A 25,987-nucleotide genomic window follows, 5' to 3' on the forward strand; every position below is an offset into this window, starting at 1 on the left:
ACGCTAAGGCAAATTTTCAGACCCCAGCGCAGAACTCCCTCTCCCCAGGCAAGGCGCTCCCTGCGCCTTTCTCGCACACTCGGCTCTAACGCTATCGCGCTGCATAACAACAAGAGCCGCGAAAAAAATGACTAGTTTCCAACCTGCTACCGAAAGCCAGACCGGCTACATCGGCGCCCGTCAGACCCGTGTCGAGGACGCCGCATTGTTGCGCGGCCTCGGCTGCTATGCCGATGACGCTGCAATTCCTCCGGGTACGCTGCATGCGGCGATCATCCGTTCACCCCACGCTCATGCGCGGATCACCTCGGTGGACTTTTCCAGAGCGCTGCTGATGAAAGGCGTGCACGGCGTGCTGGTCGGGGAAGACGTCAAACGCTGGGCGCTGCCGTTCCCCGTGGGTGTGCGTCAGCCGATGGAGCACTGGTGCGTCGCCGTGGACAAGGTGCGCTACGTCGGAGAGCCGGTGGCCGTGGTGATCGCTGAGAGCCGCTATCTGGCCGAGGACGCCATCGAAGGCGTGCGCGTTGAATACGAGCCGCTGCCACCGATCATCGATCCCGAACTGGCCACCGCCGAACAGGCGCCGATCCTGCACGAAGCTGTCGGTAGCAACGTGGTCAACGAACGGCATTTTCGTTATGGCGAGCCGGAGCAGGTGTTCGAGCAGGCGCCGCACAAGGTCTCGCTCAAAGTGAAGTTTCCGCGCAGTTCCTGCACACCCATTGAATGCTATGTAGTGCTGGCTCAGTACGAGCGCGCCACCGGCATTTATGATGTGCTTGCCAATTTCCAGGGCCCATATGCGTTGCACACGGTCATGGCCCGTGCACTGAATGTGCCCGGCAACCGCTTGCGTTTGCGCACACCGAAAGATTCCGGCGGCAGCTTTGGCATCAAGCAAGGGGTTTTCCCTTACGTGGTGATGATGGGCCTGGCGTCACGCAAGGTCGGCGCACCGGTGAAGTGGGTCGAGGACCGTTTGGAACATTTGCAGGGGGCTTCTTCGGCGACCAATCGGGTGACCGAAATCGAAGCGGCGGTAGAAACAGACGGCCGCATCACCGCTTTGCGCTATGACCAGATCGACGATTGTGGCGCGTACCTGAGAGCGCCCGAACCTGCGACTTTCTACCGCATGCACGGCAACCTGACGGGTGCCTACGCGATCCGCAATTTGCAAGTGCGCAACCGAGTGGTGCTGACCAACAAAACCCCTTCCGGCCTGAACCGTGGTTTTGGTGGCCCGCAGGTGTATTTCGCCCTGGAGCGGCTGCTGCAACACATCGCCGTGCAGTTGAAGCTTGATCCGTTGGACGTGATCCGCCGCAACCTGGTGCCGGCCGATGCCTTCCCTTATCGCGCGGCCGCCGGTGCGTTGCTCGATTCCGGTAATTACCAGGCCGGCATTGCCTTGGCGGCGGCTGACGGCGGTCTCGACGAGTTGCTCAAACGTCGTGATCAGGCGCGTGCCGAAGGCCGAATCTACGGCATCGGTTATGCCGCAGTCATCGAACCATCGATTTCCAACATGGGTTACATCACCACCGCGATGACGCCCGAAGAGCGGCGCAAGGCCGGGCCGAAAAACGGCGCGGTTGCCACCGCGACTATCAATGTCGGCCCACTGGGTGACGTCAGTGTGCACGTGTCCTCGGCACCGCAAGGGCAGGGCCACCAAACCACCGTCGCTCAGGTCGTCGCCGAAGTGCTTGGGGTCGCGCTGGAATCCATCGTGGTTAACGTCGAACTGGACACTCAGAAAGACGCCTGGTCGATTGCCTCGGGCAACTATTCCAGCCGCTTCGCCGGCGCTGTGGCCGGTGCCGTCTACAAGGCGGCGCTGAAGATCCGAGATCGCCTCGCCGCGATTGCCGCCGAGCAATTGCAGGCCAGTCCCGAAGATATTCGTTTCGCCGGCGGCAAGATTTTTGTGGTCAATGGCGGGGCGGTGGCGCCATTCCATCGGATTGCCGGTGCGACCCACTGGTCGCCGGGCCTGCTACCGGAAGGTGAAAGTGGCGGTCTGCGCGAAACCGCGTTCTGGAGCCCGCCGCAATTGGTGGCCCCGGACGACCAGGACCAGGTCAATAGCTCGCTGTGCTACGGCTTTGTCTTCGACATCTGTGGTCTGGAAATCGACCGCATGACCGGCGAGATCCACATCGATCGCTACGTCACCTGCCATGACGCCGGCCGCCTGCTCAACCCCGCGCTGGTCGACGGCCAGATTCGTGGTGGCTTCACCCAAGGCCTCGGCGCGGCGCTGATGGAAGAATTCGCCTACGGTGAGGACGGCAGCTTCCTCTCCGGGACCTTCGCCGATTATCTGGTGCCAACCGCACCGGAAGTGATCGAACCGGTGATCCTGCACATGGAAACGCCATCGCCCTTCACCCCGCTGGGCGCCAAGGGTGTGGGCGAGGGCAACAACATGAGCACGCCGGTGTGCATCGCCAACGCGGTGGCCGACGCCCTCGGTCGCTCGGACATCCGTCTGCCACTGACACCATCGAAAGTACGCACGCTCATCGGGATCGACGAGCCCCCTCGGCCCGCCGGTATGGAGCCCGACGAAGACCTGGACGCAGCACCTGCCGGTGGACCCGCGTTGCGGGCCAACGACTCGGTGGTGATTCCTGCTTCGCCGCAACAGGTCTTCGATACCTTGCTCGACCCGCAGACGCTGGCGGCGATCATTCCCGGTTGCCACGACCTCGTGCTTGAAGGCGAAAACCGATACCGCGCGGACGTCACCGTCGGCGTCGGCATGATCCGTGCGCGCTTCGAGGCCAAGGTGGCCCTGAGTGATCTGGACCCACCGCATTCGTTGCGTCTGTCCGGTTCCGGCAGCAGCTCGATGGGTTCGGCCCAGGGCCAGGCCAAAGTGCGTTTCGTCGAACTGGAAAATGGCCACACGCGTCTGGAATACCAATACCAGGTGGCGGTCAGCGGCAAAGTCGCCGCGGTCGGCGGCCGAATGTTGCAAGGGGCCTCGAAAGTGATCATCGGACAAATCTTTACTCGCCTGTCGCAACGGGTCAGCGGCCAAGCCATCTCCACCGGCTGGTGGGCGCGACTGCGCGCCTCGCTTGGCGCGCTGTTTGGCAAGGGGGGTGCGCAATGAAACCGGCTGCTTTCGATTACGTTCGGGCTGAAACCCGTCGTCAGGTGGTTGAGTTGCTCGCCGAGTATGGCCAGGAGGCTCGCATCATCGCCGGTGGCCAATCGCTGATGGCGGTGCTGAACATGCGCCTGGCTCAACCCAAGTTGCTGATCGATATCAATCATGTGGCCGAGCTGGCCTATATCGAGCTGCGCAAGGATTGCCTGGCGGTAGGTGCCGGGGTGCGACAGGCGCAGTTGCTGGCGCGTTCGACCCTGATGGACGAGGTGCCTTTATTGGCACTGGCGATGCCCTGGATCGGCCACTTCCAGACGCGTAATCGCGGTACTGTCTGCGGTTCGGTGGCTCACGCCGACCCCAGCGCCGAGTTGCCGCTGTGCCTGGTGACACTGGGCGGCGAGATCGTTCTCGAGTCCAAAAAAGGCAAGCGCATCGTCAAGGCCGCCGACTTCTTCCAAGGCATTCTCACCACCGACAAGCGTGCGGATGAGCTGGTCGTCGAGGTGCGTTTTCCGCTCAAGCGCGAAGGCATCACCTATCGCTTCCGCGAAATCGCCATGCGCCACGGCGACTTTGCAATTGTCTCCCTGGCCGCGGCCATCGGGACGGACCAGGTCGAACTCGGCATCGGCGGGGTCGCCGACCGTCCGCAACGTCGCAGCCTGCCACGGGGTGCGGCGCTGCCTGACGCGCTCAATCAAACCGCCTGGTCGCTCGATGCACAAGACGACGTGCACGCCAGCGCCGCCTATCGCCGCCAACTGGTTCGCGAGCTGGGTCATCAGATGATCGAAGGAGTCTGAACATGCGTGTAACTGCCGACCAAACCTTTCCGATTCGCCTGGAACTCAATGGCCGCTCCCGCGAAGCGCTGGCCGAACCGCGGACCCAACTCTGCGACTTCCTGCGCCACGACCTCGGTGCCACCGGCGTCCATGTCGGTTGCGAACACGGTGTCTGCGGCGCCTGCACGGTGCTGGTGGACGGGGTCGCCATGCGTTCCTGCCTGATGCTCGCGGTTCAGGGGCACGAGCGGCGTATCGAGACCGTCGAGTCCCTGGCCGACGACGACACACTGAGCGACCTGCAACAAGCCTTTCGCCGTCATCACGCCTTGCAGTGCGGCTTTTGCACTGCGGGCATTCTCATGTCCTGCGTGGATTTCCTCGAACGGGTACCCAACCCGGACGAGACCCAGGTACGCGACATGCTTTCGGGGCATCTATGTCGCTGCACGGGCTACACCGGCATCGTCCAGGCCGTGCTCGAAGTCGCTGCCCAGCGCCAAACGAACAAAGGGGTATAACAATAATGTTCGATCTCGGACGCAGTTTTCTCGCTGCCGTTGAACGCCGACCGCACGCCGTGGCGGTCAGTGACGGTGCGTTGAAGAAAACCTATGAAGACTGGTTCGTCGATATCCAGAGCGCAGCGCGGGGCTTGCAACGCCTTGGGCTGCAACGGGGTGACCGACTGCTGGTAGCGATGCAGAACCGCTGGCAGATGGCGACCCTGCATTGGGCCTGTCAGTTTGCGGGCGTGGTCATGACCCCGTTGAACTGGCGTTCGACTGCCGATGAACTGGGCTACTGCATCGAAGATGCGCAAATCCGCGCACTGGCTTACGACGACGCGACCGTGGCCGCGGTGGCCGGTTGCAGCGCCGCCACCAGGCTGCCACGGATCGCCGCCGGTATCCGTGCCGCCGACACCGACCTGAGTTTCGAGGAGCTGTGTTCGCAGACCCCCTCCGACATCATTTTGCAGGCCGACGCCGAAGACTTTTCACTGCTGCTGTACACCTCCGGAACCACCAGCAAGCCCAAGGGCGTGCCCCGTCGGCACCGTAGTGAACGCGCCGCGGCGGTGGCCCACGTAGCGCAAAACCTCTACCGCCAGAGCGAGTGCACGCTGGGTGTCATGCCGCTTTACCACACCATGGGCGTGCGTTCGTTGCTGTCCATGGCGCTGATCGACGGGCATTTCGTCTGTGTGCCGAAGTTCGACGTGGAAGCCACGCTGCAGGCCATCGAGCGGGAAAAGGTCAGCAACCTGTACCTCGTACCGACGCTCTACCACATGCTCATCGAGCACCCGGCCTTCGCCCGCGAGCGAGTAGCCAGTGTGGAGAAAATCGGCTTTGCCGGCGCGCCGATGAGCGACGGCTTGATGCGTCGCGTCGAGCAGGCGTTCCAGCCGCAGTTGTTCGTCAACCATTACGGCAGCTCGGAAATCTACACCTTCACCATCGACCAGCAGGCCAGTCGCAAACCCGGCTCCTCAGGGCGCAGTGCAATGAACCAGCGCGTGCGCGTGGTACCGATCGATGCTGAAACGGTGGACGTGCAGGCCAACCCATTGGAGGAGGGCCAGATCATCGCCGACCTGGCGAGTGACGAGGCGTTCGAAGGCTACCTGAACCGCCCTGAGGCGAACGCCAAGGCGTTGCGTGACGGATGGTATTTCACCGGTGACATCGGCTACTTCGATATGGAAGGCGATCTGTTCGTCACGGGTCGTGTCGATGACTTGATCATCACCGGCGGCGAAAACGTCAGCCCGGCGGAAATCGAAAACATGCTCTCTCTGCACCCGGCAGTGGAAGAAGTGGTGGTGGTCGGTCTGCCTGACGAGCAGTGGGGCAAGATCATTGCAGCGTTTATCAAGCTGCGCGCCGAGGTGTCGGAATGCGACCTCGATGCTCATTGCATCGCTTCGGGCCTGGCCAAATTCAAGCGGCCACGGCGTTACCAGTTCATCGATCAGATTCCCAAATCTCCAGTTGGCAAGGTGCTGCGGCGCGTGCTGCTGGCCCAATTTCAGGAACAGGCCTTGAAGGCCATCAGCTAATCATCCAGAGGACACTCCAATGCAACAACAAGCGATCCAGCAATTTCTCGACACTCAGTTCGATGGCTTCCAGGTTGAAGTCGATGTGTCCCGCGAGCGCGCTGACATCATCCTCAACCGGGCGCCGTTGAACGTCATTTCCATGGGGCAGCGCGATCAACTGCGCCTGGTCTTCGAAGCCCTCGATGCACACAAAGATGTGCGCGTCATCGTGCTGCGCTCGGTGGGTGAACACTTCTCCAGCGGTGGCGACATCAAGGGTTTCCTTGAAGCTTCGCCGGAGCACGTTTCGAAGCTGGCCTGGAACGTTGCGGCACCGGCACGTTGCGAAAAACCGGTAATCGTCGCCAACCGTGGTTACACCTTCGGCGTCGGTTTTGAATTGTCCCTGGCCTGCGATTTCCGCGTTGCTTCGCAAACCACGCGCTACGCCTTGCCGGAGCAGAACCTGGGTCAGATCCCAGGCTCGGGAGGCTCCGCACGCCTGCAGAAAATCATCGGCATCACCCGCACCAAACACATGGTGATGCGCGCCAAGCGCATTACGGGCGACCAGGCCTATGCCTGGGGTATTGCTACCGAGGTCGTGCCAGATACCGAACTGGAAAACACCGTCGATGCGCTGGCTGATGAACTGCGGCGCTTCTCGCCGCTGGCTCAGCGCACGGCGAAAAAACTGATCAACGACAACGAAGATGCGCCGCTGACCGTCGCGATCGAAATGGAAGGTCACTGCTACAGCCGCCTGCGCAGCTCCAAGGACTTCAAGGAAGGCGTCGAAGCGTTTCACAGCAAGCGTCCGGCAGTGTTCACCGGCGAGTAAATGCGTACCGGCGAGCAGGCCCGGGAGCATGTCGGCAACGGCGTGCCTCCCTATGGAGCAGGGCCTGCCGCCCCTTCACTGAAACTGATAGGGCGCATCAATATTCGTTAATAGAAAACCCGTTGCGGGGCTCGTAGGGTGAGATCGGCTGCACCGAAATCCGTCCAATAAATATAAAAATCGGAGTTCCACTTATGGCTTCTAGCTGGCTGGTATTAACCATCGTGGCCGCCTACAGGGTGGTCTTGGCGTTGATCAGTTTCTGGGTTCGACGCTCTACACAAAGCGCGAAAAACTTCACCTCCGGAGGCAAGGAATTCCCGGCGGTGATTCCATCGTTGCAGGCCTTTGCGCAATTTTTCGGGCACATGCACGAATGGATGGCCGGGATCGCCGTTGCAGGACTGGCCGGGGCGCTGTTCGGCACCATGGCCGCGCTAACCATGGGCATCGCCACCTTGTTGCTCAAGGACTTCTATCAGCCGTTCTTTAACCCGCCGCCGGGTGACCGGGCATGCCACCAAAACAATAATGACGAGGTAAGGCCATGCAGCCTGTGACCCTTTCCACCCCCGAAGCCGACATGGCCGGGGACTTGCCAGCAGGCGCCAGCCTGCGTGGCTGGCTCGACCATTTGCAGCGCCAGCAGCGTTTGGCAATGATACGTCCCGGCGTGGACCTGCGTTTCGGCGTTGCAGCGATTGCTAATCGTCTGGACGGCAAGAGCGCTTCACTGTTTCCCCAGCCTGGCGGCCACTCGATTGCGGTGGTTTCCGGCCTGCTGTCCGACCGGCAGTGGATGGCCGAGGCGATGGGCGTGGAGTCCGCTGAAGTGTTGGCGCGTTTCGAGGCGGCCAGCCTCAATCCGCTGCCGTGGCGGGAAGTCAGCGATGCAGCTTGTCAGCAAGTGGTGCATCGCGAGATCGACCTGAACAAACTGCTACCAATTCCCACCCACAACGAGTACGACAGCGGCCCTTACATCACCGCTGGCCTGCTGATTACCCGCAACCCGCGCACCGGGGTGCAGAACGTTTCGATTCACCGCTTGCAGGTGAGCAGCCCAAATCGACTGGGTGCATTGCTGCTGCCACGCCATGCGCTGGCCTTCTTTCAGGAAGTCGAGGCGCTGGGTGAGGATCTGGACGTGGCGGTGGTAATTGGTGCTGATCCGCTGACCTTGCTGGCGTCCCAGGCCATCGTGCCGATCGATCACGACGAACTGGAAATCGCCGGCGCTCTGCATGGCCGTCCGCTGGCGGTAACGCGCTGCGTGACCCATCAGATTCGCGTGCCTGCCGACGCCGAGATCGTCATCGAGGGCCGGTTGCTGGCCAAGGCGCGGGAGATGGAAGGGCCGTTCGGCGAGTTTCCGCAGTACTACGGCGAACGCGCCGAGCGACATGTGATCGAAGTCGACGCCGTAACCCATCGTCACAACCCGATCTTTCACACCATCGTCGGCGGCGGCCTGGAACACTTGCTGCTCGGCGGCATCCCGCGCGAAGCGACCATGCTCGCGCACTTGCGCCGCAGTTTTCCGTGCGTGCGTGACGTGCACCTGAGCAAGGGCGGAGTGTGTCGTTATCACCTTTATGTGCAGATCGACAAACGCTCCGAAGGCGAGGGCAAGAACGTCATCCTCGGCGCGCTGGGCGGTCACTACGACATCAAGCATGTCACCGTGGTGGATCTGGATGTGGACATTCATGACCCCACCGAAGTCGAGTGGGCGATTGCCACCCGTTTCCAGGCCGACCGCGACCTGGTGCTGATCCACGAATCCCAGGGCTCGAAACTCGACCCGTCCACCCGTGACGGTGTCGGCTCGAAGATGGGCTATGACGCCACGGTGCCGCTGTCGGCACCGACCATGCGCTTCAAACGAATCCAGGTGCCGGGCCAACAGGAAGTCGAACTCGACAAGCTAGCGCACGCGGCGCCGCAAGACTGGCAACGCGTGCTCCAGACGCACGATTGAACCCGGCGGCCGTTGGTGTTCAGCGGCCTGTTTCCGATAGTTCCAACCAACTCAAGACACGTCTTGCGTGAGGCAACCATGACCACGACAACAACAACAACAACAACTGCATCGCCAACCAGCGCCGCTATCGATACACCGCAGATTCCACCGGGCAAGGCCTTACTGGCGGCATTTGCCTCGACATTCGGCTGGGCGCTGGATTTGTTTGACCTGTTCATTCTGCTCTACGTGGCGCCGATCATCGGCCGCATGTTTTTCCCCTCGGACACCCCGACACTGTCGCTGGCCGCGGTATACGCCTCATTCGCCGTGGCCCTGCTGGTGCGCCCCCTTGGTTCGGCAATCTTCGGCGCGTATGCCGACAAGCACGGCCGCAAGCGAGCGTTGATGGTGTCGATGGTCGGCGTCGGTATTTCCACGGCACTGTTTGGCGCGCTGCCGACCATTCATCAGGCCGGCATATTGGCCCCGATACTGTTTCTGCTATTGCGGGTGATTCAGGGCATTTTCGTTGGCGGCATCGTGGCCTCCACTCACACCATCGGCACCGAATCCATCTCGCCGCGCTATCGCGGCCTGATGTCCGGGTTGATCGGTGGTGCCGGTGCCGGCATGGGCGCGCTGTTGGCGTCGTTCACTTACCTGGTGTTGTCGGAAATTTTCCCCGGGGATGAATTTGACGTCTGGGGCTGGCGCTTCATGTTCTTCTGCGGGCTGCTCAGCACGTTTTTCGGGCTGGTGATGTTCCGCTATCTGGAAGAAACCCCGGTCTGGCAGCAACTGCAACAAGCGCGCAAGACCAAGGGGCCGGCGGTAGTGGTCGTGTCGCCGCTCAAGCGTCTGTTTGGTCGCGAGTACCGCAGCGTGATGCTGGTCAATCTGCTGATTACATTCGGCGGCGGAGCAACGTATTACCTGGCCTGCGGTTATCTGCCGACCTTGCTCAACGTGGTCGCCAAAGTGCCCCATACGCAAACTTCGCAGATGCTCATGTACGGGTCGGTGGCAACCATTGTCGGAGCACTGGCCTTCGGTTACCTGAGTGACCTGATCGGTCGCAAGAAGACCTTCATGCTACTGGGTGTGATTAACCTGGTGAGCTTGCCGATGATGTTCCTCGGTGTCGCCGAGCCGGGTTCGCTGACCCGCACTGCGCTGTATTGCGTGGGCATCGCCTTCATGGGCGGGGCGATCATCGCGCCGATCCTGATCTTCCTCAACGAACGCTTCAGCACCGAGTTGCGCGCCAGCGGCACAGGATTGTCCTGGAACATCGGTTTCGCCCTCGGTGGAACCATGCCGACCTTTGTGTCCCTGTTCAGCAGCAGCCCCGCGCAGATCCCCATGGTACTGGCGATTTTCGCCGCCGGCCTGTCGGTGATCTACCTGATCGGCAGCGTGGTGATTCCGGAAACCCAAGGCAACTTCAAGTGAAGGAGATGGCAATGAACAGATTGACCGGCAAGGTCGCTATCGTCACCGGCGCGGCCCAAGGTATCGGCGCCACCTACGCCAAGGCGCTGGCGGCCGAGGGCGCGAAGGTGGTGCTCTGCGATTTGAAGGCGCCTGACGAAACCGCTGCCGCGATCCGCAACAAGGGCGGTACGGCCCTGGCAATCGCTTGCGACGTGACCGACGGTGCCGCGGTGCAAGCCATGGTCGAGGAAGCCGTGGCGCAGTTCAGCGGTGTGCACGTGCTGATCAACAACGCGGCGTTGTTCGCCACCCTGGAACTCAAACCTTTCGAGCAGACCAGCTCGGCGGAATGGGACCGGATCATGGCAGTCAACGTGCGCGGTTCCTTCGAGTGCGCGAAGGCGGTAATGCCGGTGATGCGCCGTCAGGGCTACGGCAAGATCGTCAATATTGCCTCGGCAACGGCTTTCAAAGGCGCGCCGATGATGGCGGCGTATGTCGCGTCGAAGGGCGCGGTGATTGCCCTGACACGCTCGATAGCGCGCGAAGTCGGCGACGCCGGCATCCGCTGCAACTGCCTGGCCCCCGGCCTGACCATGAGCGCCAACGTCCAGGCCAACGCCGCCTGGGCCGGCGACATCGTGCGCAACAACATCGCCAGCCGCTGCATCAAGCGCGAGGCGGTACCGGAAGACCTGGTCGGCGCGCTGCTGTTTCTGGCCAGCGCCGACAGCGATTTCATGAGCGGCCAGACTGTGGTGGTCGACGGCGGCTCGGTGACCCACTGATAGGGGGAGTCCATGCGCAGCCGATATTTCATTGAAAGGGTAAACCGTTATGAATCGTGAACAACAAATCGTTGAGCGTTCGCACGCATACCGCGAGAGCTATCGTGCGTCCACACCCAGCTGGTATCGCGGCGAAATGCACCTGGCTTTCACCCTGCTGTTCACCGGCGGGGTGCTCTGGTACTGCGCCAGCCAGATTGTCGATGCGAGCTGGCAGGAGTGGTTGCTGGTGGTAGTGCCGATGTTCCTGTTCGGCAATTGGGCCGAATGGGCGGGCCACCGTTATTTGCTACACAGCCCGAGGAGCTGGCTCAAGCCGGCCTACAAGCGGCATGTCGCCACCCACCATCAGTTCTTCTCGCACAAGACGCTGGACTATCACGGCCATCAGGATTGGCGCGCTCTGCTGTTTCCCCCATTCGCTCCGGTGTTGTTCGTGATGGCCGCGCTGCCGCTGGCCCTGCTGCTGGGCACGTTATGGACGGCCAACGCCGGCTATATCGCAATGTTGACGATGGCGGCCTACTTCCTGATGTACGAAGGCCTGCACACGCTGTCGCACCTCGAGCATCCGCTGCTCGATGCCATGCCGCTGGTCAACACGGTGCGCCGCATGCATGTCCTGCATCACAACCCGGACTTCATGCACACGCGCAATTTCAACCTGACCTTTCCGATCTGCGATGCACTGTTTGGCACCAGCGACTTGAACAAGGGCGTGCTGGGCACGCTGTTCAATGGCATGTCGGATGCGGCGCGCAAACCCGAGGACCAGGCTCGCGTTGATGCGCAGCAGGTCGAGCGCGCGTCCAAAGCGGCTACCGAACACCAGCTCTGACAGCGACTCAATGAGCGGTCGGTTCTGGTGGTCGACCGCTGCTCGCTGACCCACGGAATACCGGAGGACTCATGCAAAGCAGACATTTCATCGATGGGCAATGGACCGACGCGGGACATTGGGCGGACAGCTTCGACCCGGCCAGCTGCGAGTTGATCGGCCGCTTCGCCGATGGCGGCGAAGCCGAGGCGCAAGCGGCTGTCTCCGCCGCCGCGCGCGCCTTCGCCAACCCGCAGTGGTCACAGAATCCGCGCCTGCGTCAGCAATTGCTGCTGGACTGGGCCGCAGGCCTCAAGGCACGCCAGGAGGAACTGGCGCAGCTGCTCACCCGCGAGAATGGCAAGGCCCTGGTGCAATCGCGCGGCGAGATAGCCGGGGCGATTTCCGAGATTGTCTATTATGCCGGTCTGGCCCGACACAACCCCGGCCATGTGATGGAGGTGGCGCCTGGCGAGTTCTCCAACATGCTGCGTGAACCGGCCGGGGTCGCGGGGCTGATCATTCCATGGAATGCCCCGGCGGTGCTGCTGGTGCGCGCCCTCGCCCCGGCATTGGCGGCCGGCTGCACCGCGGTGATCAAGCCGGCGCCGCAGACCGCGCTATTCAACGCGGCCATGCTCGAGCCGCTATTCGCCCTACCGGGCCTACCGGCCGGCGCGGTCAACCTGTTCGCTGAAACTGGGCATGTCGGCGCGGCGTACCTGGTGGCTTCGCCGCTGGTAGATGTGCTCAGCTTTACTGGCTCCACCGCAACCGGCCAGCGCATCATGCAAGACGCCGCAGCGACCATGAAGAAGCTGTCCCTTGAACTCGGCGGCAAATCCTGTTGCCTGGTCTTCGAGGATACCGACGTCGAGGCTATCGCACCGAAACTGGCGGCAGCAGCAACCATCATTTCCGGCCAACAGTGCACCGCCGCACGGCGCGTGCTGGTGCAGGCCAGCCGTTTTGCCGAGATGAAACGTGCGCTCAGTGCCGCGCTCGGCGAAATCCGCCTGGGCCACGGTTTGGAGGCGGCGACGCAAATGGGCCCGCTGATCGACTGGCAGTCGCGCGACAAGGTCGAGAGGCGCATCGCCGAGGCGCTGGACTGTTGCGACGAGGTGCTGCTGGCCGGCGGCCGCCCGGATGGCGCGCTGAGTCAGGGCGCCTTCCTCGCCCCTGCACTGATCGCCCACCGCGACAGCGGCGCGTTCTTCTGCCAGGAGGAAATCTTCGGCCCGTTGCTGGTGCTGGAGTCCTTCGAAGATGAAGCCGAGGCAGTAGCGCGCGCCAACCATACCGAGTTCGGTCTGTCGGCGAGTGTCTGGACCGGGCAGGGCGCTCGCGCCTGGCGTGTCGCTCGGGCACTGCGCAACGGTACGGTGTGGCTGAACGACCACAACAAATTGTTCGCCGAAGCGGAAACCGGTGGCTACCGCAAGAGCGGCCTGGGGCGCTTGCATGGCGTCGATGCGCTGCTGGATTTCAGCGAGCTCAAACACATTTATCAGAACGTCGGCACGCTCGGTTGAGCGCGCACGCGAGGGTGACCATGGAGCTGCGCCATCTGAAGTATTTTACCTGCCTTTATGAGGAAGGCTCCGTCACCCGGGCTGCGCAGCGCTTGAATATCGTGCAACCGGCGTTGTCGATGCAGATCGCCAGGCTTGAGGAAGAACTCGGGCAGACGTTGTTCGAGCGCAGCTCCAAGGGCATGGCGCCGACCGAGGCCGGCGATCAGGCTTATCGTTTGTTCATGCCGATTCTTGGCCAGCTGCTGGCGGCGCGTCAGGCCCTGATCGACCGTAGCGGCCAGATCGGCGGACGCATCAGTGCCGGGCTGATCGCGTCTGCCGCCAACAACGCGTTGGCCAGCACCCTGGCGCATTTCGTCGAGCATCAGCCACAGGTTGAATTGAGCGTCACCTCGGGCTACAGCCAGGAGTTGATCGCGAAGGTCCTGACCGGCGTGCTGGATTTCGCGGTCATCAACCAAAGCTTTCAGCATGAGCACCTGATCGGCCACGACATTTTCGATGAGGAGCTACTGGTCGCCACCGGTGCAGCCAATCGCCTTAACGGAGCGTTGCCCTTGCCGTTGGCCAGTCTGGCGGGATTCAAACTGGTGCTGCCCTCGCGTCGTCACGGGCTGCGTATGGTCATCGACCAACACCTTGCCGCCCAGGGCATTGAAGTCACCCCGCAGTTGGAGGTGGACGATCTGGCGGTCATTGAGGACTTCTTGCGTCGCAGCGACTGGGTCAGCGTGCTGCCGGCAACCGTCTTGCATCGCGGATTGCACGAAGGCGCGTTGCGCGCCTATCCGCTGGCCGCGCCGGGGATCAGCCGGCGCATGGTCTGTGTGCACGACGCCCGTCGACCACTGACCCCGGCGGCAATGCTGTTCATCGAGATGATCGGCAAAACCATGACCACCGCACTCGACGCCATCCATTTCTACAAAGAAGGCCCGATAGAGGAAGGCGACCATGAGCGTTCCCAGTAATAGCCGGCCGCAGCGGCTGATCGTAGGAATTTCCGGTGCCTCCGGCGCCGTTTATGGCGTACGTCTACTGGAGCTGTTGCGCGACACGCCGATTGAAACCCATCTGGTGGTCAGCAAGTCGGCGCTGATTACTTTGGCCCATGAAACCGAGATGTCCTGGTCTCAGATCAAGACCCTTGCTGACGTTAGCTACATCAATCAGGACATCGGCGCGGCAATTGCCAGTGGCTCGTTCAAAACCATGGGCATGATCATCGCGCCGTGTTCGATACGCAGCCTGTCAGAAATTGCCAGCGGCGTGACCTCAACGCTGCTGACCCGCGCCGCCGACGTGGTGCTCAAGGAGCGCCGGCGCCTGGTGCTGATGGTTCGCGAGACGCCACTGCACCGCAATCACCTGCGCAGCATGACCGAGTTGGCTGAACTCGGTGCGGTGATCGCGCCGCCAGTGCCTGCGTTCTATGCCAAGCCGACCAGCCTGGATGACATGATCGATCACACTGTAGGAAGGGTGCTGGATATGTTCGATATCGAACTGGGTGTCGTCCGTCGCTGGCGCGAACGACCGGAGCGCGTAGCAACGCTGGATGAGGTGATCGATGGTTGAGTCACATTCGGGGCATTCAGACGGGGAGGCGCTCCAGGAATTCGCAGATCAGCTGCAAGGTCCGCTCGGTCGCTTCGGTCTGGGGAAAGTGCCGGCAGTTATCCAGCAACACACAGCGGCACGGCCCAGGCACCTGTCGCTGGATGACCATCAGTTGCTCGGGCGTGGCGTAGTGGTCTTCGCGACCCTGAATGACCAGCAGCGGCCTTTCGATATAAGCCAACTGCGCTTCGAGATCGTCCAAGGAAAAGTCCGGGTGCAACCAGCTGTCGCTCCAACCGTGAAAGGCGCCGTCGACATTGGTCCCATGGTGGCGTGCCAGGCGTTCGCGCAATTCGCCCTGATGCCAAACCTCGGTGGTATGGCGAATGCCATCGAGGCTCTCGGTCTCGACAATCACGTGAGGCGCCAGTGCAATGCTGCCCAATACGCGGGGATCATTGGCGGCGGCATAGGCGAGGACAATGGAGGCGCCGTCACTGTGACCGAGCAAAACCACTTGCGGCAGTTGCAAGGCATCGAGCAATTGCCGCAGTTCACGAGGGCCGTCGCTGCTCAGGTAGTTCAGCGGACGCGGCAGGGTTACCGGGCTCGATTGCCCATAACCCTGACGACTGTAGGTGACCACACCGCAACCGCTGGCCTGGGCCAGGCGCTGGGGGAAGTCTTTCCATTGATCGGCGCTGCCGAGGCCTTCGTGCAACAGCACAAGCGTCGGTCGCGATGGGTCAGCCGCAGGAATTTGGCGATATTCCAGGCGCAGCGGCCCAAGTTGCAGAAATTGTTGTGGCGACATGTTGAATCAACGATTGAACAAGGTTGCTCGCAGGTTACCGTAAACGTAACCCTGTCTGCAGCACCACGCTTTGCTTGAGGTACAGAAAACATGCGTCATCTCGATGTTCAGGTGATCGACCAGGCACTGCAATGGGCTCGCGCCGGGCAGGCCCAGTGGCTGTGTACGGTGCTCTCCACCTATGGCTCGGCGCCGCGTGCGCCGGGGGCGATGCTGGTGACCAATGGCTCGGGCGAACACGTCGGCTCGCTGTCGGGTGGCTGCGTCGAGGAGGAGTTTCTCGAAAGCCTGACGCGCGGTGAATTACGCGAACCGGCGCAGATCGTCAGTTATGGCGACAGCGTCGAGCAACGCCACCGTCTGCGATTACCCTGTGGTGGCGTGCTGATCGTGCTGGTCGAGCACCGCGCTGCGAGTCTCGAATGGATCGAGCACCTGGAGAGTCTGCAAGCGGCGTTACTGGGTCAGCGGCGTCTGCTGCGCCATGTCGAGTTGAGCAGCGGAGCCTTGCGCCTGGACGCAGACATCGGACACGGCAGCGAGCGGGTGCAAGTCGTCGACGAGACGGTGCGCATCAGTGTTGGCCCTGCGTTGCGACTGATTCTGGCCGGGCTGTCGCCGGTCGCTGAAGTTTGCGCCAGTTTCGCCCGCGCCATCGGCTGCGAAGTCATCGCCTGCGACCCCCGGGATGAGATGCAGCATGTGCAGCTCGAAGGCGTGGAGATGCAACGCGTGCTGCCCTCGATGTACATCGCCGCTGGTGGTTGCCATGCGGCGACTGCGGTGGTGGCGCTGACTCACGATCCTCGAATCGATGATCTGGCGCTGATGGAAGCGGTTCACACCCCGGCGTTTTACATCGGTGCCATGGGTTCTCAGGCAACCTCGGCCAAGCGCGCCGAGCGGCTCAAGCGCATCGGTGGTCTGACGGATGAACAGATTGCCCGTTTGCACATGCCCATCGGCCTCGATCTGGGCAGCAAGGCCCCGGCGGAGATCGCTCTGGCGGTGGTGGCCGATATCCTGCGCGTTTATCACGGGAAAGAGCGCCATGCCTTGTAAGCCGGTTTTTCCGACGAGTGTGGGGGCTGCGAAAGTCGAGGTAGACGCTCGGTCATTCGCGCGCGATAGTGGTCAGCCAAGTGTTGCTGAACCATAGAGCGATCGCCGGGGTTGAGAAATAGATAGACGCCCCGATGATATGCATTGTGGTCGGTAACAATATCGCTTTTAGCGAGCGGAGGAATCTGATGTCGATTGCCCAACGGGTTTTCCACGGCAAGTTTGGCCGGGTCGCCTTGCTGAATATGGATCGTTCGCTGGTCACCCACACCCATTCCGAATGCCATGTGCTGGTCAAAGTATCTGGCGAAGACACTTACTTCAACGTCAACGGTCGGCGGGTTCCGCTCAGCGATCGCACGGCGGTGCTGGTCAACGCCTGGGAGCCGCATTTCTACGATCCGCAGCCGGGTGCCGCTGCCACCGTAATCCTGGCGCTCTACATAGAGCCCGCCTGGCTGGCCACTGCCCAGCAGTCGCTGGCGCTCAGCGGTCGGCCGGACTTTTTTGTCCAGTCGTGCATCGAGCTGTCGAGCCGTAATCGCACCTTGGCCGACATCCTGGTCGCCGAAGCCCATGGCTGCGGGATCGTGCCGAAAGAACGCATGGAGTTCATGCTGTTCGACTTCCTGATCGAACTGATCGAGGACTTTTCCAGCTGGCGGCATTTGTCGTTATTGGGGGCGCCGAGTTCAGGTGAGTTCCGGGACGCGCGCGTGCGCCGTGGCACCGCCTGGTTGCTTGAGCACCTCGATGATCCGAACCCGATCGACAACGCCGCGCGGGCTTGTGGTCTGTCCCGGGCGCACTTCTTTGCGCTGTTCAAGAAAGATACCGGCATGACGCCGACCTTGTTGCTCAACGACGCGCGCATGCGCCGCGCTTTTGCCTGGCTGGAGCGTGAGCGCAGTGGCACGTTGGGCCTGTTGTCTGAGAACCTCGGGTTCTCCGAGCAAGGTCATTTCACACGGTTTTTCCGTCAGCACATCGGCGCTTCCCCCAGCCAGTATCGGCGTGTGGTTGATAGTTATACGGCGGTTTGAACCGAGAGGAGGGCGGGAGTATTGAGTAATGCTCCCGCCGATGAAGTTAGTCTTTCATCTTGAAACTCTGAGCTTTTAAAGGTTACGAAATTTGTAGCGTCTATTAATTGTCCATAAAGTCATAAATCTCTTTCATGCGTTCTTCGCGCATCAATTCAAGTTCTTCCTTGGTTTCGGCCGCCCACTGCAGGATGAAGTCCCAGCAATCGCAGCCGTGCGCGTCGGCTTCTGCTTCAAATGCTTCTTTCAGAAATTTAAGGCGATATTCTTCTGGCGAGAGCCCGCAGTTTTCAGCGAGGCTGTAATTCAGCTCGCTGAGTTCAAGCTGAATCCATAGATTGGCGTCCAGGAATTTCTTCAGGGCAAGTTCGGCTCTAAGTTCTTTTGCGATCATGAATGCTCTCTTGTGGCATGCAATAAGTAGCTGGTTGTTCAAGGTCGGCCCAGCGCTGAATTGGACTATGTCAATTTCCTGCCATCATCCATCCTCGAACGCCATGACTTTCACTCAGCTCTTTCACGACTCGAGCCGCGTCCTGCTTATGTTTATATGGGCCTATGACGACAAAATTGTTTTCTTTACGCGCTACCGGCAACTCCAGTTGCTGAATGGCTTTTAGTGCGCGATGGCGGCTGGGCGTATTCAATGCGGGCGTGAATTCGTCGGGAAGATTTGTACTGATTTCTGTCGCAACTTTATTAGCGATGTCGTCAAATTCGTGCTCGAAGTCTGTCACTTTTTGCTGGATGTATGAATTGTCGACGTTATTTTCACAAGTTGGTCCTGTGGACGTGTAGGTCCATAGTAGAGCTGATAGTTGACCTGAAACGCCAGTTACCAGTAAGCCCAAGCCAAGCTTTCGCACGGCGCCCTCTCCAAATCAAGTGAATAGTTATTTGTGCCATTTCTTTTTATAAAGAAAGGTTTTATTTCTGATCCTGAGATGGTCTGAGTTCTCGAGCGCGTCAGTGTGCCCAAGCGGCCAAAATTAGTTGGCTGCTTTTTGTTGTTTTAAAGAACATCGGGCGTGCACTTTATAGACTACTGATTCACGAAAAAGGCTCAGATAGTCGAAAAAAACCATATCAGAATGGGAGAGGTTAATCCTATGAAATACTTGTATTTAAGATGAATATCGTGGCCAAAGTGCCTTGTGGAAAACCGCGAAGGATCTGCATTCGCCACTTATGTGATGAACACTCAAAATTCAAAAGTTATAGAGCCCGGTCGCTATCTTAAAGTCATCGAAGTCGTCGAACATGACCGGAATTGTGTCGGGTCCCAGCCCCTTAAATCAGACGCAAAGATAAATTTCCAGACTTCGGCGCAAAACTCCATCTCCCCAGGCAAGGCGCTCCCTGCGCCTTTCACACACACTTGGCTCTAGCGCTCTCGCGCTGTAAAACAACAAGAGCCACGAAAAATGACCAGATTCCCACCTGCTATCGAAAGGCAGACCTGCCATATCGGCGCCCTCCGGGTACGCTACATGCGACGATCATCCGTTCACCTCATGCTCATGTGCAGATCACCTCGGTGGTTTTTTCCAACGCGCTGCCATGGAGCAGAATGTTCAGAAGAATAAGATGGCGTGCCAATTATCGGGCTAGTTGAAATTGACTAAGTACCGGTCCTTCGTGTGCGTTGCGTTGACCTCTAAGATTTTGCGTTGCTTCTATTACTTTAAAATAACAAAGGGAGCGCTATACAATTGAATAGGAAAAAAATTGCTGCAAGTTCGGTGTTTCTTGGTATCACCCTGAGTGCACAGGCGCATGCTGACTTTCTAAGTGATAGCAAGGCCACCTTGGGGATGAGGAACTTCTACTTCAATAACGACAACCGCGATGGCACTGCCGCCCCTTCCAAAACCGAAGAATGGGCGCAGGGTTTCATGTTGGACTTCAAATCGGGTTATACCGATGGCATGGTTGGCTTTGGTGTCGATGGCCTGGGATTGCTGGGGGTTACCCTGGACAGCGGCAAAGGACGGCATGTCGGCAGCACCATGATGCCTTCTGACAGTGACAACCGTGCCGTCGACGACTGGAGCCGGGTGGGGCTGACCGGAAAAGTCAAAATGTCGAAAACTGAACTTCGCTACGGCACCTTGATTCCGAAACTCCCAATTCTGGTTGCCAACGATGGGCGCGTACTTCCACAAACCTTCGAGGGCGGTCAAATCACCTCGAGCGAGTTCAAGGGGCTGACCTTGACTGGAGGTCGGATCGAACATGCGACAGGGCGTGGTTCAAGCGATCAGACGGGGTTGGCCGTTGCTGGTGGTACGCGTGAGAGCAATCAGTTTGACTTCGCCGGGGGCGATTGGAGTGTCACCAAGGATCTGACAGCTCAGTACTACTACGCAAACCTCGATAACTACTATACGCAGCATTTTTTTGGATTGATTCACACCCTTGCGCTCTCGGACAATCAGTCCCTTAAAACCGACCTGCGCTACTTCAAAACTGACTCGTCAGGTGCAAATAGCTCCGGTACGTCAGGCTACAGAATTAATGGCTACACCAAAAACGGTGATGGAGAGATCGACAACCGTACCTGGAGTGCCGCGTTGATTTACACGCTGGGTGGCCACGCGATTACTGCGGGGTACCAAAGTGTGTCGGATGGCAGCAACTTCACTCAACTCAATCAGGGCAGCCTGATAGACAAGGGCGCCGGTGGAGCAAGCCTGTATCTGTATACAGACCGCCTGATCCAAACGTTCACCCGCGCAGGCGAGCGCACAGCTTTCGGTCAGTATGCTTACGACTTTGCCGCTCTGGGAGTTCCTGGCCTGAAAGGCTCGGTCATGTACCTCTCCGGCGATAATATTAAAACTACGTCCGGCGACAACCAAAAGGAATGGGAAAGAGACATTAGCCTGGACTACGTCCTTCAGTCCGGAGCGCTTAAAGGTGTCGGGTTCGGCTGGCGTAACGGCAAGTCCAACAGCGAAGCGGCTCGTAACGTAGATCAGAACCGAGTTTTTGTAAGCTATAGCATTCCGCTTCTCTAACGAGTGTCATCAGGACGAATAGCCGCTTTCAGTCCGGCTACGCTGAGGAAGGCACCCGATAACACGGGTGCTTCTGTGCAGGATTATCCGCCCGACGCTCAGGACATTAGGCAGGTGGTGCAGCCGGTTTGATTTATTTTGTCTACGCCCTCTTAGAAGCCTTCCAGCACGATCTTGCCCTTCGCCTTGCCGCTTTCCAGCAGAGCATGGGCTCGACGAAGATTTTCTACGCTGATGCGCCCGTAGTTGTCGCCAACGGTGGTGCGCAAGTCGCCCCTATCAACGCGCCGCGCAATTTCGTTGAGGATGTTGTGCTGCTCCTGCATGTCCTCTGTCTCGTAAAGCGAGCGGGTGTACATCAGCTCCCAGTGCAACGACAGGCTCTTGCGCTTCATCGGTACGACGTCAAGCGTGGCCGGGTCATCGATCAGGCCCAGCCTGCCCTGAGGTTTCAGTGACTCGATAATTTGCTCGAAGTGCTGATCGGTCTGGGTCAGGCTGGCGACATAGCTGACTTGTGCGATACCGAAGCGTTTGAGCTCCTCGCTGAGTGGCTTGGTATGGTCAATGACATGATGCGCACCAAGCTCGGTGACCCAGGCCTGCGTTTCAGGGCGCGAAGCCGTACCAATGATCGTCAACCCGGTTAGCTGACGAGCCAGCTGAGTCAGGATTGAACCCACCCCGCCTGCAGCGCCGATGATCAGCAGCGTTTCGCCTCGGTCGGTGGTATCGCGTGCAACACCCAGGCGATCAAAAAGTAATTCCCAGGCGGTCAGGGAAGTCAGCGGCAATGCCGCAGCCTGGCTGAAATCCAGCGACTGGGGCATTGAGCCGACGATGCGTTCGTCCACCAGTTGCAGCTCACTGTTGCTGCCCGGGCGGATCAGCGATCCGGCGTACCAGACCTTGTCACCGGGCTTGAATAGCGTCACGTCGCTGCCGACCGACTTGACCACGCCGGTAGCGTCCCAACCGAGGATACGCGGCTGGCTTTCGTCCTCGTGCGGTACGTATCCCTGCCGCACCTTGGTATCGACAGGATTGACCGATACGGCCTTTATCTCTACGAGCAAGTCGCGCGGCCCCGGCACTGGCTCGGGTATATCGATCTCCACCAAGGCGTCGGGATGTTCAATAGGCAGGCATTTGAAGTGTGCAATGGCTTTCATTCGAAGATCCTCAGGAGATGCGATACATTTTCGTGATGGTGAGCTTTTCAGCAGCACGTTCGATGAAAGGGAGCGCTGTCTGAAAATGCGGTGTCGCTTCGTGAGCAGTCAGCGCCGCTTCGTCCCGCCACTGCTCGATCATGTGGAAAGTGCGAGCCTGCTCGGCATCACGGTGGAAATCGTACTGGATGCAGTCCGCTTCGCTTCGGCTTGGGCCTTGCAGGCCCTGCAGCGTCTGCTCGAGCTCGACTTCGAAGCCGGCCTTGGCGACCAAGGTGGCAATCAGTGTCAGAGGGGTGGTCATCAAACCTCCTGTCTGTGTGCGATATGAAGAGGGAGCATTGGCTGGCACGGGTGTATCGAAGATGTCCATGCCGGCCATGCGGCCAAAAACCTGAATCCGGGTGAGAGCGCGACAACAATCTTGCCAACTTGGGCATTCGACCAAGTTGATAGCCCTAAGGCCACGCGAGCGCTCTCGCTCCGGCGGGATCACCTGTAGCGTTCAAGCCAATGGGCATAGGGAGCGGGCAAGGTCCAGGCAGCACGCTCTACACCCAGCGCCTGGGCGGCTGAATAGGACCAGTTAGGATTGCCCAGGTGCGCCCGGCCAATCATCGCCAGGTCCAGTTGACCACTTCTCACCGCTTCTTCGGCGACGCTCGGCGTACCGAAGCCCCATGCCGAGGCCACCGCAATCCCCGCCTCGCGCCTTACGCGCTGAGTAACTTCGCCCATGAATCCGGGGGCCCAAGGAATGTTGGATTCAGGGATGGTGAACCCGATACTGACGCTGAGCAAGTCCAATCCACCGTCCTTGAAACGACGTGTCAGTTCGATAGCCTCTGACAAGGTCTGCTCGTCCCGGCCGTCGTATTCGATGACACCCAGGCGAGCGGTGAGCGGCAAGTGCTCTGGCCATACTTCGCGAACCGCCGCCAGTGTTTCCAGCAGAAAGCGGCTACGGTTATCGAAGTTTCCGCCGTAGGCGTCGTCACGAAGGTTGGAGTGTTCAGAGAGGAATGACTGGGCCAGATAGCCATGGGCGAAATGCAGCTCCAGCCACTCGAAGCCGGCCTCACGTGCACGGCGAGCGGCTGAGACAAAATCCTCGCGCACCCGGGCGATATCCTCCAGCGTCATGGCTTTGGGCAGCTTGGCGAGATGAGCGCCAAAGGCAACAGCCGACGGGGCGATGGTCTGCCAGCCACGCGCATCATCCTCGCCGATATGATCGTCACCTTCCCAAGGGCGGTTCGCACTGGCCTTGCGCCCCGCGTGGGCAATCTGGATACCTGGCACTGCGCCGGCAGCCTTGATCGATTGCACCACCGGCACGAAGGCGCGGGCGAGCTCATCATTCCAGATACCAGCGCAGCCAGGCGTGATCCGTCCTTCGGGGGACACGGCGGTCGCCTCGACGACCACCAGTCCCGCCCCGCCCCGCGCGAGGGTGGCATAGTGCACAGTGTGCCAGTCGTTGATCAGGCCATCATCAGCCGAGTACATGCACATGGGGGGAATCGCGATCCGGTTGCGAAGGGAAATATCCTTGAGCGTGAAAGGTTGGAACAGCGCAGACATCAGGTTTTTCTCCGAAGTTTATATTTCCGTTGTTCGATAATATTCGAACTATTGGCATAGAGCAAACCCGTGTATGATTCGCTCATGCGCCCCTTCAAACACCTTCCTCTCAGCGAATTCGTTCTTGAGCGTCTGTTTTACGCCTTGAGCGACCCTGTGCGCCTGGAGATTGTCCGGCGTCTCGCCGAGCTGGGAGAGGCCAGCTGTGGCGAGCTGGACGGTGGCCGTGCGAAGTCCACCATGTCCCACCATTTCCGGGTGCTGCGAGATGCCGGACTGGTTCAAACCCAGACCATCGGCACGACCCACATGAACTCGTTGCGTAGGGAAGACTTGAGTCACCGTTTTCCGGGCCTGCTGGAAACGATCCTGTCCCAGTACGACGAAAAAGGAAGATGAGGCTCACGGGTGTTTTTCCACCCACCTCTTTCAGCGCGCGCTCTGCGCAAAAACACGCGGATCTGAGAAGCAGTTGACCAGGTGGTCGTACACCAGCCTCACTCTCGGTGCCACGGGCCCTGATTGCGGGCGATACATGATCAATTCGGAAGGCGGCGGGGCATCGTGTTGCATGACCTCGACCAGTCGCCCTTCAGACAGATAGGGTTCTGCCAGATAACCGGGCATTTGCCCAAAGGCGATTCCCGCCAGAACAATCTCTCGCTCGGTTTCTGGATCGTCGCAGGTAAATGCCGGGGAGGCAGGCAGGAACGCTTGCCCCTCGGCAAGCACCCACGGCCAGGGGCGACCGTTGTTGCGATCGATCAGCATCGACAAGGGCAAGCGTTTCAGATCCTCGATGTTGCCAGGACGTTGCACGGTGTTGAGGAGTGACGGCGCTGCAACGATTTTCAGGGCGACATGGGCCACCGTTCTGGCGATATAGCGCCGATCCCGCACAGCTCCGACACGAATACCGATGTCAATCTTGTTGGCCACCGCGTCGGTGAGCTGGTCATCCAGGCTCAGGTCGATGCTCAGGCCGGGATTCTCCCGCATCAGCGGTTTCAGAAACTCAATCAGATACAGCTTGCCAATGGCGTGGGGGGCCGTGATGCCGACGACGCCTTTTGCCTCCTGTTTACTGTTGGCGATAAACAACTGATCCACCCGTTCCAGGGTTTCCCGGGCTTGCAAGGCGAGTTTGGCACCAAAAGCGGTGACGTGAACCTGCCGCGTGCTGCGGTGGAACAACAGCTCCCCAAGCGTGCGCTCCAGTTCTTTGATGGCGCGTGTCACGGTCTGCGGAGAGGTGCCGAGGCGGGTGGCTGCATCGCGAAACGTGGTCGATTGCGCCGCCACCGAAAAGATCCGAATCAGCTCCATGCGATTGAGCATTGACGTCAACTCCCGTTCCAGAAAATGGAATTCTCAAATCCGAACTCTTCCATTTTCTGACGAATAAAACCAGCGCAGACTGCACTCATCAACCCAAACAGGTCTCAACAGGAGCGCTGAACATGAGTAAAAACATCCAGGGTAAAGTGGTCGTTATCACCGGCGCGAGTAGCGGTCTGGGCGAAGCAACGGCGCGTCATCTGGCAGCGCTCGGCGCCCATGTAGTGCTTGGCGCCCGTCGCCAGGATCGTCTGGACGCGATTGTCCGGGAGATCGCCGCAGCAGGCGGCAAGGCGATTGCCCATCCGATCGATGTCACAAACAAAGAGGACTTGTCTGCGCTGGTCGCCAAGGCTGTCGAGGCATTCGGTCGCATCGATGTGATGATCAACAATGCAGGGCTGATGGCGATCTCTCCGATTTCGCAGCTGCGCGTCGAAGAGTGGGATCGCATGATCGACATCAACATCAAGGGCGTGTTGTATGGCATCGCGGCCGCGTTGCCGCTTTTCGAACAACAGGCCAGCGGTCACTTCATCAACATCTCGTCGGTTGCCGGCATCAAGGTGTTCAGCCCCGGTGGATCGGTGTACAGCGGTACCAAATTTGCGGTGCGCGCTATTTCCGATGGCCTGCGTCATGAAGTCGGCGGGAATATTCGCACGACGACCATCGAGCCGGGCGCGGTGGATTCCGAGCTCAAGTTCGGCAGCGGGCACCAGCCGAGCGCCGAGGTCGTTGGCGAGTTTTACAAGAAGGCCATCCCGGCTGATTCGGTTGCACGGGCCATCGCTTACGCGATCGAGCAACCTGCCGATGTCGATATCAACGAGATTGTTCTGCGTCCGACGGCGCAAGACTTCTGATAGTTAACCTGTGCCGTTTGTGCCCTTGCGCAAAGGCACGGGCGCGAGCGACTAAGCTTTAGGGATGCTCCGATCAACTTGCCGCGCAGCGATGGCAGGCCGTAATTCACCAGGCAATCAGCGCTATTCCCTGAAAACGGCCTAATACAGTGTGCAGCGGAGCGTTTTCCGCCCGGTTCTCCGTG

Annotated in this window: 25 protein-coding genes; 18 read left to right on the top strand and 7 right to left on the bottom strand. The window is 59.9% G+C overall.

All coding sequences use genetic code 11. The features are described from left to right. Positions 1 to 127: 127 nt before the first annotated feature. The 13 genes from AC19YY_RS29445 (at position 128) to AC19YY_RS29505 (ending at position 14,921) form a co-directional block, all read left to right on the top strand. Positions 128 to 3,127 carry a molybdopterin cofactor-binding domain-containing protein gene (locus tag AC19YY_RS29445; RefSeq protein WP_133077497.1) on the top strand — a complete coding sequence of 1,000 codons (3,000 nt, stop codon included), beginning with the start codon at positions 128 to 130 and terminating at the stop codon, positions 3,125 to 3,127. Continuing rightward, positions 3,124 to 3,930, top strand: a complete 807-nt coding sequence (locus tag AC19YY_RS29450; RefSeq protein WP_017737798.1) for an FAD binding domain-containing protein — start codon at positions 3,124 to 3,126, stop codon at positions 3,928 to 3,930. Before AC19YY_RS29445 ends, AC19YY_RS29450 begins: the two co-directional genes overlap by 4 nt. Positions 3,931 to 3,932: 2 nt before the next feature. Next, positions 3,933 to 4,433, top strand: a complete 501-nt coding sequence (locus AC19YY_RS29455) for a (2Fe-2S)-binding protein (protein WP_008060977.1) — start codon at positions 3,933 to 3,935, stop codon at positions 4,431 to 4,433. Between the two features lie 5 nt (positions 4,434 to 4,438). Further along, on the top strand, positions 4,439 to 5,977 hold the full coding sequence (locus tag AC19YY_RS29460) for an AMP-binding protein (RefSeq protein ID WP_133077498.1): 1,539 nt from the start codon (positions 4,439 to 4,441) through the stop codon (positions 5,975 to 5,977). A 19-nt stretch (positions 5,978 to 5,996) separates the two neighbouring features. Then, the gene (locus tag AC19YY_RS29465) at positions 5,997 to 6,800 is read left to right on the top strand and encodes an enoyl-CoA hydratase/isomerase family protein (RefSeq protein ID WP_052229556.1); all 804 of its coding nucleotides are present in this window, start codon (positions 5,997 to 5,999) and stop codon (positions 6,798 to 6,800) included. Positions 6,801 to 6,994: 194 nt separating this feature from the next. Then, positions 6,995 to 7,360 carry a hypothetical protein gene (locus AC19YY_RS29470; protein WP_017737795.1) on the top strand — a complete coding sequence of 122 codons (366 nt, stop codon included), beginning with the start codon at positions 6,995 to 6,997 and terminating at the stop codon, positions 7,358 to 7,360. Beyond that, entirely contained in the window at positions 7,348 to 8,781 is a 1,434-nt protein-coding gene (locus AC19YY_RS29475; protein WP_017737794.1) for a UbiD family decarboxylase, read from the top strand. The genes AC19YY_RS29470 and AC19YY_RS29475 overlap by 13 nt, the downstream gene beginning before the upstream one ends. Before the next feature lie 78 nt (positions 8,782 to 8,859). Continuing rightward, the gene (locus AC19YY_RS29480; protein ID WP_133077499.1) at positions 8,860 to 10,218 is read left to right on the top strand and encodes an MFS transporter; all 1,359 of its coding nucleotides are present in this window, start codon (positions 8,860 to 8,862) and stop codon (positions 10,216 to 10,218) included. A gap of 11 nt (positions 10,219 to 10,229) precedes the next feature. Next, a complete protein-coding gene (locus AC19YY_RS29485) occupies positions 10,230 to 10,988 on the top strand; it encodes an SDR family NAD(P)-dependent oxidoreductase (protein WP_017737792.1) in 759 nt (252 codons plus the stop codon). Between the two features lie 49 nt (positions 10,989 to 11,037). Continuing rightward, positions 11,038 to 11,826, top strand: a complete 789-nt coding sequence (locus AC19YY_RS29490; protein ID WP_017737791.1) for a sterol desaturase family protein — start codon at positions 11,038 to 11,040, stop codon at positions 11,824 to 11,826. A 71-nt stretch (positions 11,827 to 11,897) separates the two neighbouring features. Beyond that, entirely contained in the window at positions 11,898 to 13,340 is a 1,443-nt protein-coding gene (locus tag AC19YY_RS29495; protein WP_017737790.1) for an aldehyde dehydrogenase family protein, read from the top strand. 20 nt (positions 13,341 to 13,360) lie between these two features. Further along, complete coding sequence (locus AC19YY_RS29500) at positions 13,361 to 14,314, top strand: LysR family transcriptional regulator (RefSeq protein ID WP_017737789.1); 954 nt, start codon at positions 13,361 to 13,363, stop codon at positions 14,312 to 14,314. Next, positions 14,298 to 14,921: a UbiX family flavin prenyltransferase gene (locus AC19YY_RS29505; RefSeq protein WP_026136920.1), complete on the top strand. Its 624-nt coding sequence runs from the start codon at positions 14,298 to 14,300 to the stop codon at positions 14,919 to 14,921. Before AC19YY_RS29500 ends, AC19YY_RS29505 begins: the two co-directional genes overlap by 17 nt. Positions 14,922 to 14,937: 16 nt before the next feature. Here AC19YY_RS29505 and AC19YY_RS29510 read toward each other — a convergent pair whose 3' ends face one another. Then, positions 14,938 to 15,717: an alpha/beta fold hydrolase gene (locus AC19YY_RS29510; protein ID WP_133077500.1), complete on the bottom strand. Its 780-nt coding sequence runs from the start codon at positions 15,715 to 15,717 to the stop codon at positions 14,938 to 14,940. A 90-nt stretch (positions 15,718 to 15,807) separates the two neighbouring features. Between AC19YY_RS29510 and AC19YY_RS29515 the strand changes: the two genes are divergently transcribed. Both AC19YY_RS29515 and AC19YY_RS29520 read left to right on the top strand, forming a co-directional pair. Next, positions 15,808 to 16,779, top strand: a complete 972-nt coding sequence (locus AC19YY_RS29515) for an XdhC family protein (protein ID WP_017737786.1) — start codon at positions 15,808 to 15,810, stop codon at positions 16,777 to 16,779. Positions 16,780 to 16,967: 188 nt separating this feature from the next. Then, positions 16,968 to 17,822 carry a helix-turn-helix domain-containing protein gene (locus AC19YY_RS29520; RefSeq protein ID WP_133077501.1) on the top strand — a complete coding sequence of 285 codons (855 nt, stop codon included), beginning with the start codon at positions 16,968 to 16,970 and terminating at the stop codon, positions 17,820 to 17,822. A 103-nt stretch (positions 17,823 to 17,925) separates the two neighbouring features. Here the strand turns inward: AC19YY_RS29520 and AC19YY_RS29525 are convergent, their stop codons facing one another. Beyond that, positions 17,926 to 18,216 carry a DUF6388 family protein gene (locus AC19YY_RS29525; RefSeq protein ID WP_017737784.1) on the bottom strand — a complete coding sequence of 97 codons (291 nt, stop codon included), beginning with the start codon at positions 18,214 to 18,216 and terminating at the stop codon, positions 17,926 to 17,928. Between the two features lie 70 nt (positions 18,217 to 18,286). Further along, positions 18,287 to 18,688, bottom strand: coding sequence for an SPOR domain-containing protein (locus AC19YY_RS29530; protein ID WP_133077502.1), 402 nt, complete (start codon positions 18,686 to 18,688; stop codon positions 18,287 to 18,289). An 846-nt stretch (positions 18,689 to 19,534) separates the two neighbouring features. Between AC19YY_RS29530 and AC19YY_RS29535 the strand changes: the two genes are divergently transcribed. Beyond that, positions 19,535 to 20,842: an OprD family outer membrane porin gene (locus AC19YY_RS29535; RefSeq protein WP_133077503.1), complete on the top strand. Its 1,308-nt coding sequence runs from the start codon at positions 19,535 to 19,537 to the stop codon at positions 20,840 to 20,842. Positions 20,843 to 20,994: 152 nt separating this feature from the next. Here the strand turns inward: AC19YY_RS29535 and AC19YY_RS29540 are convergent, their stop codons facing one another. The 3 genes from AC19YY_RS29540 to AC19YY_RS29550 all read right to left on the bottom strand — a co-directional run bounded on the left by AC19YY_RS29540 (position 20,995) and on the right by AC19YY_RS29550 (position 23,598). After that, the gene (locus tag AC19YY_RS29540; protein ID WP_133077504.1) at positions 20,995 to 22,014 is read right to left on the bottom strand and encodes a zinc-binding alcohol dehydrogenase family protein; all 1,020 of its coding nucleotides are present in this window, start codon (positions 22,012 to 22,014) and stop codon (positions 20,995 to 20,997) included. A 10-nt stretch (positions 22,015 to 22,024) separates the two neighbouring features. After that, positions 22,025 to 22,318, bottom strand: coding sequence for a putative quinol monooxygenase (locus AC19YY_RS29545; protein WP_103406111.1), 294 nt, complete (start codon positions 22,316 to 22,318; stop codon positions 22,025 to 22,027). A 188-nt stretch (positions 22,319 to 22,506) separates the two neighbouring features. Further along, the gene (locus AC19YY_RS29550; RefSeq protein WP_133077505.1) at positions 22,507 to 23,598 is read right to left on the bottom strand and encodes an NADH:flavin oxidoreductase/NADH oxidase; all 1,092 of its coding nucleotides are present in this window, start codon (positions 23,596 to 23,598) and stop codon (positions 22,507 to 22,509) included. An 84-nt stretch (positions 23,599 to 23,682) separates the two neighbouring features. Between AC19YY_RS29550 and AC19YY_RS29555 the strand changes: the two genes are divergently transcribed. Further along, positions 23,683 to 23,997 (top strand): ArsR/SmtB family transcription factor, encoded by a 315-nt coding sequence (locus AC19YY_RS29555; RefSeq protein ID WP_017737778.1) that lies wholly within the window; start codon positions 23,683 to 23,685, stop codon positions 23,995 to 23,997. 30 nt (positions 23,998 to 24,027) lie between these two features. On the opposite strand, the gene AC19YY_RS29560 is transcribed toward AC19YY_RS29555, so the two are convergent. Beyond that, positions 24,028 to 24,936 (bottom strand): LysR family transcriptional regulator, encoded by a 909-nt coding sequence (locus AC19YY_RS29560; protein ID WP_103406109.1) that lies wholly within the window; start codon positions 24,934 to 24,936, stop codon positions 24,028 to 24,030. A gap of 122 nt (positions 24,937 to 25,058) precedes the next feature. On the opposite strand from AC19YY_RS29560, the gene AC19YY_RS29565 reads away from it, so the two are divergent. Next, positions 25,059 to 25,802 (top strand): SDR family oxidoreductase, encoded by a 744-nt coding sequence (locus tag AC19YY_RS29565; RefSeq protein WP_017737776.1) that lies wholly within the window; start codon positions 25,059 to 25,061, stop codon positions 25,800 to 25,802. The last annotated feature ends 185 nt before the right edge of the window (positions 25,803 to 25,987 follow it).

Source organism: Pseudomonas sp. MF09156, assembly GCF_059862305.1.

Excerpts from the sequence above, each read along its gene's own strand:
- AC19YY_RS29445 (WP_133077497.1), top strand. The coding sequence starts at position 128 with ATGACTAGTTTCCAACCTGCTACCGAAAGCCAGACCGGCTACATCGGC.
- AC19YY_RS29450 (WP_017737798.1), top strand. The coding sequence starts at position 3,124 with ATGAAACCGGCTGCTTTCGATTACGTTCGGGCTGAAACCCGTCGTCAG.
- AC19YY_RS29455 (WP_008060977.1), top strand. The coding sequence starts at position 3,933 with ATGCGTGTAACTGCCGACCAAACCTTTCCGATTCGCCTGGAACTCAAT.
- AC19YY_RS29460 (WP_133077498.1), top strand. The coding sequence starts at position 4,439 with ATGTTCGATCTCGGACGCAGTTTTCTCGCTGCCGTTGAACGCCGACCG.
- AC19YY_RS29465 (WP_052229556.1), top strand. The coding sequence starts at position 5,997 with ATGCAACAACAAGCGATCCAGCAATTTCTCGACACTCAGTTCGATGGC.
- AC19YY_RS29470 (WP_017737795.1), top strand. The coding sequence starts at position 6,995 with ATGGCTTCTAGCTGGCTGGTATTAACCATCGTGGCCGCCTACAGGGTG.
- AC19YY_RS29475 (WP_017737794.1), top strand. The coding sequence starts at position 7,348 with ATGCAGCCTGTGACCCTTTCCACCCCCGAAGCCGACATGGCCGGGGAC.
- AC19YY_RS29480 (WP_133077499.1), top strand. The coding sequence starts at position 8,860 with ATGACCACGACAACAACAACAACAACAACTGCATCGCCAACCAGCGCC.
- AC19YY_RS29485 (WP_017737792.1), top strand. The coding sequence starts at position 10,230 with ATGAACAGATTGACCGGCAAGGTCGCTATCGTCACCGGCGCGGCCCAA.
- AC19YY_RS29490 (WP_017737791.1), top strand. The coding sequence starts at position 11,038 with ATGAATCGTGAACAACAAATCGTTGAGCGTTCGCACGCATACCGCGAG.
- AC19YY_RS29495 (WP_017737790.1), top strand. The coding sequence starts at position 11,898 with ATGCAAAGCAGACATTTCATCGATGGGCAATGGACCGACGCGGGACAT.
- AC19YY_RS29500 (WP_017737789.1), top strand. The coding sequence starts at position 13,361 with ATGGAGCTGCGCCATCTGAAGTATTTTACCTGCCTTTATGAGGAAGGC.
- AC19YY_RS29505 (WP_026136920.1), top strand. The coding sequence starts at position 14,298 with ATGAGCGTTCCCAGTAATAGCCGGCCGCAGCGGCTGATCGTAGGAATT.
- AC19YY_RS29510 (WP_133077500.1), bottom strand. The coding sequence starts at position 15,717 with ATGTCGCCACAACAATTTCTGCAACTTGGGCCGCTGCGCCTGGAATAT.
- AC19YY_RS29515 (WP_017737786.1), top strand. The coding sequence starts at position 15,808 with ATGCGTCATCTCGATGTTCAGGTGATCGACCAGGCACTGCAATGGGCT.
- AC19YY_RS29520 (WP_133077501.1), top strand. The coding sequence starts at position 16,968 with ATGTCGATTGCCCAACGGGTTTTCCACGGCAAGTTTGGCCGGGTCGCC.
- AC19YY_RS29525 (WP_017737784.1), bottom strand. The coding sequence starts at position 18,216 with ATGATCGCAAAAGAACTTAGAGCCGAACTTGCCCTGAAGAAATTCCTG.
- AC19YY_RS29540 (WP_133077504.1), bottom strand. The coding sequence starts at position 22,014 with ATGAAAGCCATTGCACACTTCAAATGCCTGCCTATTGAACATCCCGAC.
- AC19YY_RS29545 (WP_103406111.1), bottom strand. The coding sequence starts at position 22,318 with ATGACCACCCCTCTGACACTGATTGCCACCTTGGTCGCCAAGGCCGGC.
- AC19YY_RS29550 (WP_133077505.1), bottom strand. The coding sequence starts at position 23,598 with ATGTCTGCGCTGTTCCAACCTTTCACGCTCAAGGATATTTCCCTTCGC.
- AC19YY_RS29555 (WP_017737778.1), top strand. The coding sequence starts at position 23,683 with ATGCGCCCCTTCAAACACCTTCCTCTCAGCGAATTCGTTCTTGAGCGT.
- AC19YY_RS29560 (WP_103406109.1), bottom strand. The coding sequence starts at position 24,936 with ATGCTCAATCGCATGGAGCTGATTCGGATCTTTTCGGTGGCGGCGCAA.
- AC19YY_RS29565 (WP_017737776.1), top strand. The coding sequence starts at position 25,059 with ATGAGTAAAAACATCCAGGGTAAAGTGGTCGTTATCACCGGCGCGAGT.